A 14,629-nucleotide genomic window follows, 5' to 3' on the forward strand; every position below is an offset into this window, starting at 1 on the left:
GTCGTTGTATGCTGCTCCAGTTGCCCGATTCGATCGGGTCTTCCCCCTGGCACCGCCACTCAGATCCTAGATCTCGATTCCGGCATGCCGGGATCAACCGTAAGAGCATCTGAAGTCTTTGGAGTGACCCGTGGCTGCCAACTGCGACGTCTGCGGCAAGGGGCCGGGCTTCGGCAACAACATCTCGCACTCGCACCGCCGTACGTCCCGTCGCTGGAACCCCAACATCCAGCGCGTCCGTACCGTGGTGGGCGGGACGCCGAAGCGCGTGAACGCTTGCACCTCGTGCATCAAGGCCGGCAAGGTCTCGCGCTGACGCAACTCCCCCAAGCTCTCGACTCCGCTCGAGCAGGGGGAACCCCCATGCGCGCGGCCACTGCTGGTTCGCTTAAGAACCGGTCCACCTCACGGTGGGCCGGTTTTTTGTTGTCTTCTTGCTTCCTTCCGCTGTGCCGTACCGGGCATGGGGTGTCCCACGCGCGCGTAGCCCCCATCCTCCGGACCTGCCAGAATCTGCCGAATGCGCTTCGGCATCCTGGGCCCCCTCGAGATCCGCACCACGGACGGCAGCCCCCTGGACCCCGGCGGCCCCCGCCCCCGTGCGCTGCTCACCCTGCTCCTCCTGGACGCGGGCCGGACCGTCTCCACGGAGCGGCTGACCGACGGTCTGTACGGCACCGAGCCGCCGGCCGGGGCCGCCAACGCCCTCCAGTCCCAGGTTTCCCGGCTGCGCAGGCGGCTCGGCACCGGCACCGGGATCGAGGCCGACCCCACCGGCTACCGCATCGCCGTCTCCCCCGACGCGGTCGACGCCCACCACTTCGAGCGGCTCTCCCGCGAGGGAGCCTCGGCTCTCACCCAGGGTGACCACTCCCGAGCCGCGGCCTTGCTCCGGGAGGCGCTCACCCTGTGGCGCGGCCCGGCCCTGGCCGACCTCCCGGGCGCGCACGCCCAGGTGACCCGCCTCGAAGAGCTGAGGCTCACCGCCGTACAGGACCGTGTCGACGCGGACCTCGCGCTCGGCGGCGGCCCCGCACTCGTCCCGGAGCTGCGGGAACTGATCGGCGCGCATCCCTTGAGCGAGCGGCTGTACGGACAGCTGATGCGGGCCCTGCACGCGAGCGGCCGGGCCGCCGAGGCGCTGACGGTTTTCGAGGAGGCGCGGCGCACCCTCGCCGAGGAACTGGGCGCCGACCCCTCGCCCGACCTGTCCGCCCTCCACCTGGAACTGCTCCAGGGCGCGGGCCCCGCCCGCCGGCGGCTCCCCGCCCAGCTGACCCGCTTCATCGGGCGCGACGGCGAACTCGCGCGCATCGGCGCTCTGCTCACCCAGGAGCGCCTGGTCACACTCACCGGGCCGGGCGGAGCGGGCAAGACTCGGCTGGCGATAGAGCTCGCCCATGCGAACGCAGACGCGCGCGTCAACGCAAACGCTCGCGTAAACGCAAACGCTCGCGTAAACGATTGCGCAAACGCTTACGCACACGTATGCCTCGTCGAGCTCGCCCCTCTCACCGACCCCTCCCAGCTCCCCTACTCCCTGCTCACCGCCCTCGGTCTGCGCGAAGGTTTCCGCACTCCCGCGGGGGACACCACCGATCGCCTCCTAGCCGCCCTGGAGGACAGCGAGCTGCTGCTCGTCCTGGACAACTGCGAGCATCTGGTCGAGGACGTGGCACGGATCACCGGCCTGCTCCTCGGCGCCTGCCCGGGTGTGCGGATCCTCGCCACGAGCCGTGAGTCGCTGGGGATCACCGGTGAGGTGCTGTGCCCGGTGCCACCGCTGTCGGCGGAGCCTGCCGCGCGACTGTTCCTGGACCGGGCGGCCGCCGTGCGCCCCGGTTTCGCGGGGCACGCGCGCGTGCCGGACATCTGCGCCGCCCTGGACGGGCTGCCGCTGGCGATCGAGCTGGCGGCGGCGCGGCTGCGGACGCTGACCCCGGACGAACTGGCCGACCGCCTCACCGAGCACGTCGAGGACGACCGCTTCCGGCTGCTGTCCCGGGGTGACCGCACCAAGGCACCCCGGCACCGCACCCTTCGTGCCGTCGTGGAGTGGAGCTGGGAGCTGCTGGACGAGGAGGAGCGGGAGCTGGCGCGACGGCTGACCGTGTTCTCCGGGGGCGCGACGGTTGAGGCGGTCGAGGCCGTGTGCGGGACGCCCTTTCCGGAGGACCTGCTGGCCTCGCTGGCCGAGAAGTCGTTCCTGGAGGTCACCGAGGGGCGCTACCGGATGCTGCAGACCATCCGCGCGTTCGGCGCCGAGCACCTGGTCCACGCGGGCGAGCAGCACCGGCTGCGGGACGCCCACGCCGCGTACTTCCTGCGGCTGGCCGAACGGGCGGAACCGCTTCTGCGCGGCGGTGGCCAGTTGCCCTGGCTGGACCGGCTGACCGCCGAGCACGGAAACCTGGACGCGGCCTTGCGTCATCTCGTGCGCGCCGACCGGGAGAAGGCCCTGCGGCTGATGGCCGAGCTCTCCTGGTTCTGGCGGTTGCGCGGTCTCTACGGAGAGCAGGCGTCCTCGGCCAGGGAGCTGCTCGCGGCCGTGGGCGCCGAGCCGCCGGCGGGTCTCGCGGAGGAGTACGTCCTGTGCGTGATCAACGCGCTCTCGGGTGAGAGCGACGATCCGGCCGACCAGCAGCGCGTGGCCCGCGTGGAGGACGTGCTGGCCGGGCTGAGCGGACCCCTGCGGCTGCCCTTCACCGTGGTGCTGTGGTCGGTGGTGGGCGGACCGCGGCCCGACACGAACGACCGGGTGCGGGTGCAGGTCGGGGGCGACGCGTGGGGGCGGGCTCTTCTTGATGTCGGCCTCGGCTTCCAGGAGCAGTTCGCCGGGCGTCCGGCGGCGTCCGAGGAGTCGTTCGCACGGTCTCTGGCGGGCTTTCGCGCGACCGGGGACCGCTGGGGCATGGCGAACTGCCTCGACCCGCTGGGCCTGTTCGCCGACTGGCGCGGGGAACACCGGCGCGCTCTCGAACTGCTCGACGAAGGGCTCTCGTACGTCCGGGAGTTGGCCGCCCCCGAGGAGACCTCGGACCTCCTGCGCAACCGTGCGACCGTGCTGCTGCACCAGGGGGAACTGGCCGAGGCGAGGGAGCACTTCAGGCAGGCCCTGACGCTGGCGCGCACCGTGGGCCTCACCGACAAGGTTGCGGGTGCCCTGCGGGGCCTGGGCGACGCCGCTCGGCTCGCGGGAGACACCGGCCACGCGCGTGTGCACTACGAAAGCGCCCTGGAAGCCTGCGCCGCCAACTGGTTCAGCATCGGAGAGACCGTGCGCATCCTCATCGGTCTGGGCCGCTCCGCGGCCGCGGAGGGGCGCCTCGACGAGGCGCGTGACTGGGCCCGCCAGGCGGCCGACCTCGCCGTCGAGAGTCCCGGAGTACTGGAACTCGCCGAGTCCGCGGAGGCGTTGGCGGTCCTCGCCGCATCGCCCGAGCGCGCCGCCGTCCTGCTGGGCGCCGCCGTCGGCCTGCGCGGGGCGGCGCTGCGGGGCGACCCCGAAGCCGTACGCGATGAGCGGGACATCCGCGAAAAGCTGTCCCCCGAAGCGTACGAAAGGGCCTTTGAGCGGGGGCGAGTGCTCGGGGCGGCGGCACTCGCCGCCGACTAGGACGGCGGCGCCGACCGGCGGCCAGGCACACGGTCAGCGAACGGTAGGAGCACGGTCAGCGCCTCCCGCCAAGCTCCTGCCCATGACAACGAACACGACAACGAACACGACACAGAACATGGCGGAGAACCCGGTGCGCAAGCTCGCCCACCTCCACGTCCTCGTCTCCGGCGCCAGCGTCGCGGGTCCCGCCGTCGCCCTCAACCTGATCCGGTACGGCGCCCGCGTCACCGTCGTCGAGAAGGCACCCGACCTGCGGCCCGGCGGATTCGCGGTCGACTTCCGGGGGCACGTCCACCGGACCGTCCTGACCGCCATGGGCATCTGGGACGAGATCCACGCCCATCAGACGCACATGGGCCGTCAGACCGTCGTCGACGCCGACGGCACCCCGCGCGTGGACCTGCCGGCCGAGATGATGAGCGGCGACGTGGAGATCTTCCGCGGTGAGCTGGCGCGGATCATGTACGAACGCACCAAGGACAAGGTGGAGTACGTCTTCGGGGACTCGATCGCCACCCTCACCGAGACCCCGGAAGGCGTCGACGTGACCTTCGAGCGTGGCGCCCCGCGCCGCTTCGACCTCGTCGTGGGCGCCGACGGACTGCACTCCCTCACCCGTCGGCTCGTCTTCGGTGAGGAGTCCCGCCACCTGCGCTTCCTCGACCACTACGTGGCGGCCTTCGGCGTCCCCAACGACCTGGGGCTCGACCGCACCGGGCGGCTGTACTGCGAACCGGGGCGGGCGGTGGTCGTCGGCAACTACGACGGCGACCCGGACCGGGCGGGCGCGCTGCTCGTCTTCCGGTCCGAGAAGCTGGAGTTCGACCGCCGTGACGTGGCCGCGCAGAAGCGGATCCTGGCGGAACGGTTCGCGGGGATGGGCTGGGAGACACCGGGGGTCCTCAAGGCCCTGGAGCGGGCCGACGACCTGTACTTCGACGCGATCGCCCAGATCCATGTCGACCGGCTCACCCAGGGGCGCGTGGTGCTGCTCGGGGACGCCGGGTACGGGGCCACGATGGGCGGCATGGGCACCGGAGTGGCGATCGTCGGGGCGTACGTCCTGGCCGGCGAGCTGGCCCTCGCGGGCGGAGACCACCGCACCGCCTTCGCCGAGTACGAGACCCGTGTCCGGGACTTCGCCAAGGGCTGCCAGAAGATCTCGGGCAACGCGGGGCCGTTCTTCGCTCCGCCGACCGAGCGGCGGATCCGCAGCCGGGACCGCACCTACCGGCTGCTCAGCTCCCGCCTCCTGGCGGGCTTCTTCAAGAAGCTCACCGAGAAGGCGGCCACCGGCATCAAACTCCGCGAATACCCCGCCTGACGGGGTGGGCGGCTACGACTCGATGTCCCCGAAGTGGTCCCAGCCGCCCTTGCTGGTCCAGGGCGCGCCGTCCACCGTGACCTGGGGCAGCGCCGAGGGGTTGAGGACCTCGCCGATCACCTTCCAGCGCGCGGGCAGCTTCACGTCCGGCGGGAAGGCCGCCACGATCGCGTGGTCCTCCCCACCGGTCAGCACCCACTGGATGGGGTCGACGCCGACGGCCTGGCCGATGTCGTTCATCTGGGAGGGGATGTCGATCGCGCCCGAACGGATGTCGATGCGCACCTTGCTCGCCTCGGCGATGTGGCCCAGGTCGGCGATCAGCCCGTCGCTCACGTCGCACATCGCCGTGGCGCCGAGCCCGGCGGCGGCGGGACCCGCGTGGTACGGCGGCTCGGGGCGGCGGTGGGCCTCGACGAAGGCGCGCGGTGAGCGGAAGCCGCGGGAGAGCACCGCGTGCCCGGCCGCGGACCAGCCCAGCCAGCCCGTCACGGCGATCACGTCACCGGGCTGGGCGCCACCCCGGGTGACCGGCTCGTGGTTGCGCAGATCGCCGAGCGCGGTGATCGAGATCATGATGGTGTCACCGCGCACGACATCGCCGCCGACCACGGACGCGCCCGCGACCTGGCACTCGTCGCGCAGCCCGTCCATCATCTCGGAGGGCCAGGTGGCCGGGAGTTCGGCCGGGACGACAAGACCGAGCAGCAGCGCGGTCGGTACGGCGCCCATCGCGGCGATGTCCGCGAGGTTCTGCGCGGCCGCCTTACGCCCGACGTCGTACGCCGTGGACCAGTCGCGGCGGAAGTGCCGCCCCTCCAGGAGGATGTCGGTGCTCGCCACCACTCTGCGGTCGGGCGCGGCCACCACCGCGGCGTCGTCGCCCGGGCCGACCCGGACCGCCGGGGTGGTGGTGAGACGCGAGGTGAGCTCCTTGATGAGCCCGAACTCCCCCAACTCGCCCACGGTGCCCTTCATGATCGTACTGCTCCCTCTGCCGCTACCCGTGCCCGGTCGCGAGCCGTCTCTGTACTCGGTACGGTCGAGTTGACCGTCAACTTGTGCAGTCCGTGCACCCCGGCGCGCAAGCCCCAGCCACCGCGGGTCTCCCCGTGGCGAGCGGCGACGCGATACCGTGGCGTTCCTTTTCCCCACATGATCCTCGTGGCCGCCCTGGAGGTTCCGTGGTACAGGCGTACATCCTGATCCAGACGGAGGTCGGCAAAGCGTCGACCGTCGCCGAGACGATCAGCAAGATCCCGGGGGTGATCCAGGCCGAGGACGTGACAGGACCGTACGACGTGATCGTGCGCGCCCAGGCCGACACGGTCGACGAACTCGGCCGCATGGTGGTCGCGAAAGTCCAGCAAGTGGACGGCATCACCCGCACGCTGACCTGCCCGGTCGTGCACCTCTAGCCCCCGTCTACCCTTGGCCGGTGAACTTCTCCCGTCACCGGCACACCGCTCTCCTCGGGCTGCCCGCTCTCGCCCTGTTGATCGCCGCCACAGGCTGCTCCTCAGCAGACGACGGCGGATCGGCCGTGGTTCCCAGCCCGGGGGCGAAGGTCACCGGGCTGTGTCAGAACCTGGACAAGGTGCTGCCGAAGAAGATCGACGGCCTCGACCGGAACGATCCCGAGCCCCGGTCCGCGTTGACCGCGGGCTGGGGAAGCCCGGCGATCATACTGCGCTGCGGTGTCGAACGACCCGCGAAGATGAGCGACCAGAACGCGCTCAGCGGCGAGGTGAACGGCGTCGGCTGGCTCATGGAGAAGCAGGACGACGGGTCGTACCGCTTCACCACGAGCCTGCGGCGCGCGTACGTCGAGGTCAGCGTGCCCAAGAAGTGGGTCCAGCGGGACGGGTCGGACCCGCTCGTCGACCTGGCCGCGCCCATCAAGAAGGCGATCCCCGAAGGGATCGCCGACTGACGTACACACGTGCGCGCGGGGGCGTGTGCCCTGGAGCGAAGCCCCGGTGCCCCAGGTCTACCGAAGCCCCGTCGGGCGGCGCAGCGCCGCCCGGATCAGGCGGTCCACCAGCTCCGGGTAGGCCACGCCGCTCGCCTCCCACATCTGCGGGTACATGGAGATGGGCGTGAAGCCCGGCATGGTGTTGATCTCGTTGATCACGAACTCGCCGTCCTCGGTGAGGAAGAAGTCCGCGCGCACCAGGCCCTCGCAGGAGGCGGCCTCGAACGCGTCGACCGCGAGCCGCTGCACCTCGGCGGTCTGCTCGGGGGTCAGCGGGGCGGGCACGAGGCCGGGCGTCGAGTCGATGTACTTCGCCTCGAAGTCGTAGTACGCGTGCGACTGCACGGGCGGGATCTCGGCCGGCACGCTGGCGCGCGGACCGTCCTCGAACTCCAGCACCCCGCACTCGATCTCGCGGCCGCGCAGCAGCGCCTCCACGATGATCTTCGGGTCGTGGCGCTGGGCCTCCTCGATCGCCTCGTCGAGGCCTTCGAGGGAGTCGACCTTGGTGATGCCGATCGAGGAGCCCGCGCGCGCGGGCTTGATGAACAGCGGCCAGCCGTGCTCACCCGCGAAGTCGATGATCTTCTTGCGGGCGGCGGACTCGTCGCGCTCCCACTCACGGGGCCGGATCACCACGTACGGGCCGACGGGCAGCCCGAAGGAGGTGAACACCCGCTTCATGTACTCCTTGTCCTGGCCGACGGCCGAGGCGAGCACACCCGCACCGACGTACGGGACTCCGGAGAGCTCCAGGAGGCCCTGGAGGGTGCCGTCCTCGCCGTAGGGGCCGTGCAGCATGGGGAAGACGACGTCGACCTCACCCAGGGCCTTGGGGACCGATCCGGGCTCGCTGTAGACGACTTCGCGGTTGGCCGGGTCGACGGGGAGGATCACGCCGCCCTCGTTCGACTCGGCGAGCTGCTCCACGTCCGGCTGGCGCCGGTCGACGATGGCCATCCGGTCCGGTTCGTCGGCTGTGAGCGCCCAACGGCCGTCCCGGGTGATGCCGATCGGCAGGACGTCGTACTTCGTCCGGTCGATGGCGCGCAGGACGGCGCCGGCCGTGACCACGGAGATCCCGTGTTCGGAGCTGCGGCCGCCGAAGACGACGGCCACGCGCGGCTTGCGAGGCGGCTGCTCAGGGCTCTGGGGGAGGTTCTCGGTGCTCATATCGCGTTGAGAGTACCCGTTGGTACGGCGCTGAGTCAGCGCCCCACCGCGGCCGTTGTCCAACGTCGCACGGGTGGTCGCTCAGCGTCGTACGAGCCGTTGCGGAGCGTTGATTCCCGGCGCCGCGGCGCGGATCCTCAGCGGCGCTCGGGCTTGGCGCTGCGCCCCATCAGCTCCTTGACCGCGACGACCGGCGACTTGCCCTCGTGGACGATGCCGACGACCGTCTCGGTGATGGGCATGTCGACGCCGTGCCTGCGGGCCAGATCCAGCACCGACTCACAGGACTTGACGCCCTCGGCGGTCTGCTTGGTGACCGCGATGGTCTCCTGGAGGGTCATGCCCCTGCCGAGGTTGGTGCCGAAGGTGTGGTTGCGCGACAGCGGCGAGGAGCAGGTGGCCACCAGGTCGCCGAGGCCCGCGAGTCCGGAGAAGGTCAACGGGTCGGCGCCCATGACGATGCCGAGTCGGGTGGTCTCGGCGAGTCCACGTGTGATCAGCGAGCCCTTGGCGTTGTCGCCCAGACCCATGCCGTCCGCGATGCCGACGGCGAGACCGATCACGTTCTTCACCGCGCCGCCCAGCTCGCAGCCCACCACGTCGGTGTTGGTGTACGGGCGGAAGTACGGGTTGTGGCTGGCGGCCTGGAGGCGCTGGGCGACCGCTTCGGAGGTGCAGGCGACCACGGCGGCGGCCGGCATCCGGGCGGCGATCTCACGGGCCAGGTTCGGTCCTGTGACCACGGCGATACGGTCGGCGCCGACCTTGGCGACGTCCTCGATCACCTCGCTCATCCGCATCGCGGAACCGAGTTCGACGCCCTTCATGAGGGAGACCAGGACCGTGTCGGGCTCCAGCAGCGGCGTCCACTCGGCGAGATTGCCGCGCAAAGTCTGCGAGGGCACGGCGAGCACGGTGAAATCGGCGTCACGCGCGGCCTCGGCGGCGTCGGTCGTCGCCCGCAGGTTCTCGGGGAGTTCGACGCCCGGCAGGTAGTCCGGGTTCGTACGCGTGGAGTTGACCGCCTCGACGAGCTCGGCCCGCCGCGCCCACAGGGTGACCTCGCACCCCGCGTCGGCGAGCACCATGCCGAAGGCCGTACCCCACGATCCGGTCCCGAAGACGGCCGCCTTGACCGGCTTGCTCACGTGCTCTGCCCCTCTTCCTGCTGTGCCTGTGCCTGCTGCTGGGCCTGTGCCAGCTCCTGAGCCCTCTCCTGGGCCCTGGTACGCCTGCGCTGTTCGATCCGTACCTGGCGCGGGTCGTAGGGCGTCTCAGGGGCCTTCTCTCCGCGGATCCCCTCCAGCTGCGCGGTGATGGCGGCCATGATGACCTCGGTGGCCTCCTTCAGGAGGTCCGGGCTCATCTCCTTGTCGTAGAAACGCGACAGGTCCACCGGAGGGCCCGCGAGAACGTGGTGGGTCTTGCGCGGAAGGAGGTTGGGCTTCTTGGCGTACGGCGGCAGCAGTTCGTTGGCACCCCACTGGGCGACCGGAATCACCGGGCACTTGGTCTGCAGGGCGACCCGGGCGGCGCCGGTCTTGCCGGTCATCGGCCAGCCGTCGGGGTCGCGGGTGAGGGTGCCCTCGGGGTAGAACGCGACGCACTCGCCGCGCTCCACGGCGTCGATCGCGGCCCGGAACGCGCTCAGCGCGTCGGTGCTCTCGCGGTACACGGGGATCTGTCCGGTGCCGCGCATCGCGGCCCCCACGAATCCCTTCCTGAAAAGCCCGGCCTTGGCCAGGAAACGCGGAACACGCCCAGTGTTGTACTGATAGTGGGCATACGCGAACGGGTCCACATGCGAATTGTGGTTCACCGCGGTGATAAATCCGCCCTCAGCCGGAATGTTCTCCATTCCGCGCCAGTCCCGCTTGATCAGAACCACCAGTGGTGGTTTGCAGAGGACCGCTGCGAAGCGGTACCAGAAGCCGATTCTGCGGCGGGGCACGCGGACACCTTCCTCTTAGAGCCTGGGGGGCCGCACAAGTGTCGCCCCAGGCCGCCTGTCTGTCGAGAACACCGTACGCCCCGACGTCCGGACCGCCAGGGGTGCCGGGTCACAATGGGCGCGACAAGGGAGGAACGGAGCGCTCGTGCAGTGGACCTTGGTCATCCCCCTCAAAGCCTTGGCGCGGGCCAAGAGCAGGCTCTCGGACACCGCCGCCGACGCGGTGCGCCCCGGACTCGCCCTCGCCTTCGCGCAGGACACCGTGGCGGCCGCGCTGGCCTGCGCGGCGGTCGGCGATGTGGCGGTCGTCACGGACGACGCGCTGGCCGGGCGGGAGCTGGCCGCACTGGGGGCGTGGATCGTGCCGGACGAGCCGGGAGGCGGTCTGAACGCCGCGCTGGCACACGGGACGGCGGCCGTACGCTCCCGAAGTCCCGAATGCGCCGTGGCCGCCCTGAACGCCGATCTGCCCGCGTTGCGTCCCCTGGAATTGACCCGGGTACTCGATGCCGCCGCCGAATTCCCGCGTGCTTTTCTCTCCGATGCGGCCGCAATCGGCACCACTCTGCTGGCCGCATCCCCCGGCCGGGAATTGCGCCCCGCCTTCGGCACCGATTCCCGAGCCCGTCATCGCGCCTCGGGAGCCGCGGAACTCCTCCTCACCGCGGTGGATTCCGTACGCCAGGACGTGGACACCGGCGACGATCTGCGCGCGGCGCTCGCCCTGGGGGTGGGCCCGCGCACGGCCACACTGGCGGCGAAACTCCTGATCCCGGGCCAACCCGGTACCTGAACGCACCTGGCCGCGCGAACCGGCGTTCACCGAAGCCCGGTCAGGTCCGCCGGACCCACCGGCGGCGCGCACCGGCGCTGGATAGGCTTTCGGCATGCAGGCGACCGCGTACACGTACGACCCCGACACCCGTAGCGGACAGGTGCTGCTCGACGACGGCACGCCGGTGCCCTTCGACGGCGCGGCGTTCGACGCCGGCGGGCTCAGGCTGCTGCGCCCGGGACAGCGCGTGCGCATCGAGACCGAGGGTGACGGCGAGGCCCGCCGGATCACCCTGGTGACGCTCCAGACCTTCTGACCGGACCTTCCGGCCGCACCTGCGCCAGACCTCCGCCGGCCCTTCGGCGTACCGTCTGACCAGGCCCTCTCACCAGGTCCCGGACACGCCGCGGGCCGGGCTCCCCATGGGAGTCCGGCCCGGCGCGTGAGTTGCCCTGCGCCCCAGCTTCTAGCGGGCGGTGGCCTTCTTGGCGGTGGTCTTGCGAGCCGTCGACTTCTTGGCGGGGGCCTTCTTGGCGGTCGCCTTCTTCGCCGGGGCCTTCTTGGCGGTGGCCTTCTTGGCGGTGGTCTTCTTCGCCGCGGTCTTCTTGGCGGTCGCCGTGGTCTTCTTGGCGGTCGTCTTCTTCGCGGTCGCCGTGGTCTTCTTCGCCGCGGTGGTGGTCTTCTTCGCGGCCGTCTTCTTCACGGCGGCGGTGGTCTTCTTCGCGGCCGTCGCCCTCTTGGCGGTGGTGGCCTTCTTGGCCGCGGCCTTCTTCACGGTCGCCGCGGCGCCGCCGGTCAGGCTGCCCTTGGGCGCCTTCTTGACCGCGACCTCGCCACCACGCGGGAGCTTCTTCGAGCCGCTCACCAGGTCTTTGAAGCCCTGACCCGCGCGGAAGCGCGGCACAGAGGTCTTCTTGACCCGAACACGCTCACCGGTCTGCGGGTTGCGGGCGTAACGAGCCGGACGGTCGACCTTCTCGAAGGAACCGAAGCCGGTGACCGAGACCCGGTCTCCGCCGACAACTGCACGGACGATCGCGTCCAGTACGGCGTCGACCGCGTCGGCGGCCTGCTGACGCCCGCCGACCTTGTCGGCAATCGCTTCTACGAGCTGCGCCTTGTTCACGTCTTCCCCTTCGGAGACATTGCCCGAACGAATGCGTTCAAGCTTTTTCGCACGTTAGGCAGATATATACCGCAAATCAAACACGAAACGGGCTAATCACCCTTGTGCCGCAACGAACTCGGGCTGTCGCGGAGTTCCTCAGCGTTCCCCTTCGAGGAATCGACCCTCGTCGAGGTCGCTGGTGAACCGCTCCAGCCGCCTTGTCGCGTCGGCGAGATCGTGCTTGGCCACGGCCGTAATGACCAGCAGCTTCCGGGTCAGCGCCATCCGTACGCCCTCCGGGACTTGCAGTGCGCGCACTCTTGTGTGCGCTTCCTTCAGTTGGGCCGCGACTGCCGCATAGAGCTCGAGTTGGCCGTCGTGTTCCATGCACAGATTGTGCCATCTGGGGCGAGTTGTCGCCTGCCCAGGGGGTAACTGCCGTACCTGGAGAGGGTCCTGAGCGCCCCGGAGCGCCGCGGCCCCAAGAGGCGCGTACCCAGGCAATCTCCTTTGTAACTAGGGGAGTTGAGGCCCCCCGAAGGGGCGTTCGGAGGCAGACACAGCTGTACCCCCAACCGTCCACGATTGGGGGTACAGAGGGGTGTTGCGGTGGCTGAAATCAGCCCTGCCTCAGCCGCGAAGCGGCCCGGGCGTCAGACCTGGAGCGTCTTCGGCTTGTACGACGGCCGCTTGGTCTCGTACTCCGCGATGTCGCCCTCGTTCTGGAGGGTGATGGAGATGTCGTCCAGGCCGTTCAGCAGCCGCCAGCGGGCGTTCTCGTCGAGCTCGAAGGCCGCGGTGATGCCCTCGGCGCGCACCTCGCGGGCCTCCAGGTCGACCGTGATCTCGGCCTCGGGGTCCTTTTCCGTCAGCTCCTGGAGCGCGTCCACGACCTTCTGCTCCAGAACCACCGTGAGCAGGCCGTTCTTGAGCGAGTTGCCCCGGAAGATGTCCGCGAACCGGGACGAGATGACGGCCTTGAAGCCGTAGTTCTGCAGCGCCCAGACGGCGTGCTCGCGGGAGGAGCCGGTGCCGAAGTCGGGGCCCGCGACCAGGACCGTGGCGCCCTTGCGCTCGGGCTGGTTGAGGATGAAGGACGAGTCCTTGCGCCAGGCCTCGAACAGCCCGTCCTCGAAGCCGTCCCTGGTCACCTTCTTGAGCCAGTGGGCGGGGATGATCTGGTCGGTGTCGACGTTGCTGCGGCGCAGCGGAACGGCCCGGCCGGTGTGCGTGACGAATGCTTCCATGACTTCTCAGACTCCAGCGGGCACGGGGGCGTCGGACAGGTCGGCCGGGGAGGCCAGGTGGCCCAGCACCGCGGTCGCGGCGGCCACCTGCGGCGATACGAGGTGCGTACGACCGCCCTTGCCCTGCCTGCCCTCGAAGTTACGGTTCGAGGTGGACGCGGAGCGCTCACCGGGGGCCAGCTGGTCGGGGTTCATGCCCAGGCACATCGAGCAGCCCGCGTGCCGCCACTCGGCGCCGGCCTCCTTGAAGACCACGTCCAGGCCCTCGGAGACGGCCTGCAGACCGACCCGCGCGGAACCGGGGACGACCAGCATCCGTACGCCGTCGGCGACTTTGCGGCCCTCGACGATCGCGGCGGCGGCGCGCAGGTCCTCGATGCGGCCGTTGGTGCAGGAACCTACGAAGACGGTGTCGACCTTGATGTCGCGCAGCGGCTGTCCGGCGGTCAACCCCATGTACTCCAGGGCCTTTTCGGCGGCCATGCGCTCCGAAGCGTCTTCGTACGAAGCCGGGTCGGGGACGGACGCCGAAAGCGGCGCTCCCTGGCCGGGGTTGGTGCCCCAGGTGACGAACGGCGCCAGCGACGGGCCGTCGATGACGACCTCGGCGTCGAAGACCGCGTCCTCGTCCGACTTCAGGGTCTTCCAGTACGCGACCGCGGCGTCCCACTCCTCGCCCTCGGGGGCGTGCGCACGGCCCTTGAGGTACTCGAAGGTGGTCTCGTCGGGGGCGATCATGCCCGCGCGGGCGCCGGCCTCGATCGACATGTTGCAGATGGTCATCCGGGCTTCCATCGAGAGCTTCTCGATGGCGGGGCCGCGGTATTCCAGGATGTAGCCCTGGCCGCCACCCGTACCGATCTTGGCGATGATCGCCAGGATCAGGTCCTTGGCGGTGACGCCGTCGGGCAGCTCGCCGTCGACCGTGATGGCCATGGTCTTGGGGCGGGCCAGCGGCAGCGTCTGGGTGGCCAGCACATGCTCGACCTGCGAGGTGCCGATGCCGAACGCCAGCGCGCCGAAGGCGCCGTGCGTGGAGGTGTGGGAGTCGCCACAGACCACGGTGGTGCCGGGCTGGGTCAGACCCAGCTGCGGTCCCACCACGTGGACGACGCCCTGCTCGACGTCACCCAGCGAGTGCAGCCGTACACCGAACTCGGCGCAGTTCTTGCGCAGGGTCTCCAGCTGGACCCGGGAGACCGGGTCCGCGATGGGCTTGTCGATGTCGAGGGTCGGGGTGTTGTGATCCTCGGTGGCGATGGTGAGGTCGAGACGGCGCACGGGACGCCCGGCCTGGCGGAGGCCGTCGAAGGCCTGCGGGCTGGTCACCTCGTGCAGCAGGTGCAGATCGATGAAGAGAAGGTCGGGCTCGCCCTCGGCGCGCCGGACGACGTGGTCGTCCCAGACCTTCTCCGCGAGTGTCCTACCCATCGCTTTCCCTCCGGCCGGCCTGTGTG

General features: G+C 70.3%; 15 protein-coding genes. 7 read left to right on the top strand and 8 right to left on the bottom strand.

Features of this window, described 5'->3' with window-relative positions; all coding sequences use genetic code 11:
• The first annotated feature begins 130 nt into the window (after positions 1-130).
• The 3 genes from rpmB (at position 131) to ACFVWD_RS06540 (ending at position 4,943) form a co-directional block, all read left to right on the top strand.
• On the top strand, positions 131-316 hold the full coding sequence (gene rpmB / locus ACFVWD_RS06530) for a 50S ribosomal protein L28 (protein ID WP_003993230.1): 186 nt from the start codon (positions 131-133) through the stop codon (positions 314-316).
• 204 nt (positions 317-520) lie between these two features.
• Positions 521-3,616: a BTAD domain-containing putative transcriptional regulator gene (locus ACFVWD_RS06535; protein ID WP_389594262.1), complete on the top strand. Its 3,096-nt coding sequence runs from the start codon at positions 521-523 to the stop codon at positions 3,614-3,616.
• 82 nt (positions 3,617-3,698) lie between these two features.
• Positions 3,699-4,943: an FAD-dependent monooxygenase gene (locus ACFVWD_RS06540; protein WP_389594263.1), complete on the top strand. Its 1,245-nt coding sequence runs from the start codon at positions 3,699-3,701 to the stop codon at positions 4,941-4,943.
• Between the two features lie 12 nt (positions 4,944-4,955).
• Here the strand turns inward: ACFVWD_RS06540 and ACFVWD_RS06545 are convergent, their stop codons facing one another.
• The gene (locus tag ACFVWD_RS06545) at positions 4,956-5,921 is read right to left on the bottom strand and encodes a thiamine-phosphate kinase (protein WP_054235392.1); all 966 of its coding nucleotides are present in this window, start codon (positions 5,919-5,921) and stop codon (positions 4,956-4,958) included.
• 206 nt (positions 5,922-6,127) lie between these two features.
• Between ACFVWD_RS06545 and ACFVWD_RS06550 the strand changes: the two genes are divergently transcribed.
• Positions 6,128-6,361 (top strand): Lrp/AsnC family transcriptional regulator, encoded by a 234-nt coding sequence (locus tag ACFVWD_RS06550; protein ID WP_028802415.1) that lies wholly within the window; start codon positions 6,128-6,130, stop codon positions 6,359-6,361.
• Positions 6,362-6,381: 20 nt separating this feature from the next.
• Positions 6,382-6,876 carry a DUF3515 domain-containing protein gene (locus tag ACFVWD_RS06555; RefSeq protein ID WP_389594264.1) on the top strand — a complete coding sequence of 165 codons (495 nt, stop codon included), beginning with the start codon at positions 6,382-6,384 and terminating at the stop codon, positions 6,874-6,876.
• 57 nt (positions 6,877-6,933) lie between these two features.
• Here ACFVWD_RS06555 and ACFVWD_RS06560 read toward each other — a convergent pair whose 3' ends face one another.
• The 3 genes from ACFVWD_RS06560 to ACFVWD_RS06570 form a co-directional block, all read right to left on the bottom strand.
• A complete protein-coding gene (locus tag ACFVWD_RS06560; protein WP_168511536.1) occupies positions 6,934-8,091 on the bottom strand; it encodes a D-alanine--D-alanine ligase family protein in 1,158 nt (385 codons plus the stop codon).
• A 137-nt stretch (positions 8,092-8,228) separates the two neighbouring features.
• Positions 8,229-9,239 carry an NAD(P)H-dependent glycerol-3-phosphate dehydrogenase gene (locus ACFVWD_RS06565; protein WP_360268972.1) on the bottom strand — a complete coding sequence of 337 codons (1,011 nt, stop codon included), beginning with the start codon at positions 9,237-9,239 and terminating at the stop codon, positions 8,229-8,231.
• A complete protein-coding gene (locus ACFVWD_RS06570) occupies positions 9,236-10,042 on the bottom strand; it encodes a lysophospholipid acyltransferase family protein (RefSeq protein ID WP_389594265.1) in 807 nt (268 codons plus the stop codon). The genes ACFVWD_RS06565 and ACFVWD_RS06570 overlap by 4 nt, the downstream gene beginning before the upstream one ends.
• A gap of 145 nt (positions 10,043-10,187) precedes the next feature.
• On the opposite strand from ACFVWD_RS06570, the gene cofC reads away from it, so the two are divergent.
• Together cofC and ACFVWD_RS06580 are read left to right on the top strand one after the other, a co-directional pair.
• Positions 10,188-10,835: a 2-phospho-L-lactate guanylyltransferase gene (gene cofC, locus ACFVWD_RS06575; RefSeq protein ID WP_101400878.1), complete on the top strand. Its 648-nt coding sequence runs from the start codon at positions 10,188-10,190 to the stop codon at positions 10,833-10,835.
• A gap of 94 nt (positions 10,836-10,929) precedes the next feature.
• Positions 10,930-11,133, top strand: a complete 204-nt coding sequence (locus tag ACFVWD_RS06580) for a hypothetical protein (RefSeq protein WP_054235398.1) — start codon at positions 10,930-10,932, stop codon at positions 11,131-11,133.
• Between the two features lie 150 nt (positions 11,134-11,283).
• Here ACFVWD_RS06580 and ACFVWD_RS06585 read toward each other — a convergent pair whose 3' ends face one another.
• From ACFVWD_RS06585 to leuC, 4 genes are all read right to left on the bottom strand, one after another.
• The gene (locus ACFVWD_RS06585; RefSeq protein ID WP_054235399.1) at positions 11,284-11,943 is read right to left on the bottom strand and encodes an HU family DNA-binding protein; all 660 of its coding nucleotides are present in this window, start codon (positions 11,941-11,943) and stop codon (positions 11,284-11,286) included.
• Positions 11,944-12,081: 138 nt separating this feature from the next.
• Complete coding sequence (locus ACFVWD_RS06590) at positions 12,082-12,312, bottom strand: hypothetical protein (RefSeq protein WP_389594266.1); 231 nt, start codon at positions 12,310-12,312, stop codon at positions 12,082-12,084.
• A 266-nt stretch (positions 12,313-12,578) separates the two neighbouring features.
• Entirely contained in the window at positions 12,579-13,172 is a 594-nt protein-coding gene (gene leuD, locus ACFVWD_RS06595; RefSeq protein ID WP_389594267.1) for a 3-isopropylmalate dehydratase small subunit, read from the bottom strand.
• 6 nt (positions 13,173-13,178) lie between these two features.
• On the bottom strand, positions 13,179-14,603 hold the full coding sequence (gene leuC, locus ACFVWD_RS06600; RefSeq protein ID WP_389594268.1) for a 3-isopropylmalate dehydratase large subunit: 1,425 nt from the start codon (positions 14,601-14,603) through the stop codon (positions 13,179-13,181).
• Positions 14,604-14,629 lie beyond the last annotated feature (26 nt).

Source organism: Streptomyces sp. NPDC058086, from assembly GCF_042885015.1.
Lineage (GTDB): Bacteria > Actinomycetota > Actinomycetes > Streptomycetales > Streptomycetaceae > Streptomyces.

Excerpts from the sequence above, each read along its gene's own strand:
- ACFVWD_RS06590 (WP_389594266.1), bottom strand. The coding sequence starts at position 12,312 with ATGGAACACGACGGCCAACTCGAGCTCTATGCGGCAGTCGCGGCCCAA.
- leuC (WP_389594268.1), bottom strand. The coding sequence starts at position 14,603 with ATGGGTAGGACACTCGCGGAGAAGGTCTGGGACGACCACGTCGTCCGG.
- ACFVWD_RS06535 (WP_389594262.1), top strand. The coding sequence starts at position 521 with ATGCGCTTCGGCATCCTGGGCCCCCTCGAGATCCGCACCACGGACGGC.
- ACFVWD_RS06560 (WP_168511536.1), bottom strand. The coding sequence starts at position 8,091 with ATGAGCACCGAGAACCTCCCCCAGAGCCCTGAGCAGCCGCCTCGCAAG.
- leuD (WP_389594267.1), bottom strand. The coding sequence starts at position 13,172 with ATGGAAGCATTCGTCACGCACACCGGCCGGGCCGTTCCGCTGCGCCGC.
- ACFVWD_RS06545 (WP_054235392.1), bottom strand. The coding sequence starts at position 5,921 with ATGAAGGGCACCGTGGGCGAGTTGGGGGAGTTCGGGCTCATCAAGGAG.
- ACFVWD_RS06540 (WP_389594263.1), top strand. The coding sequence starts at position 3,699 with ATGACAACGAACACGACAACGAACACGACACAGAACATGGCGGAGAAC.
- ACFVWD_RS06580 (WP_054235398.1), top strand. The coding sequence starts at position 10,930 with ATGCAGGCGACCGCGTACACGTACGACCCCGACACCCGTAGCGGACAG.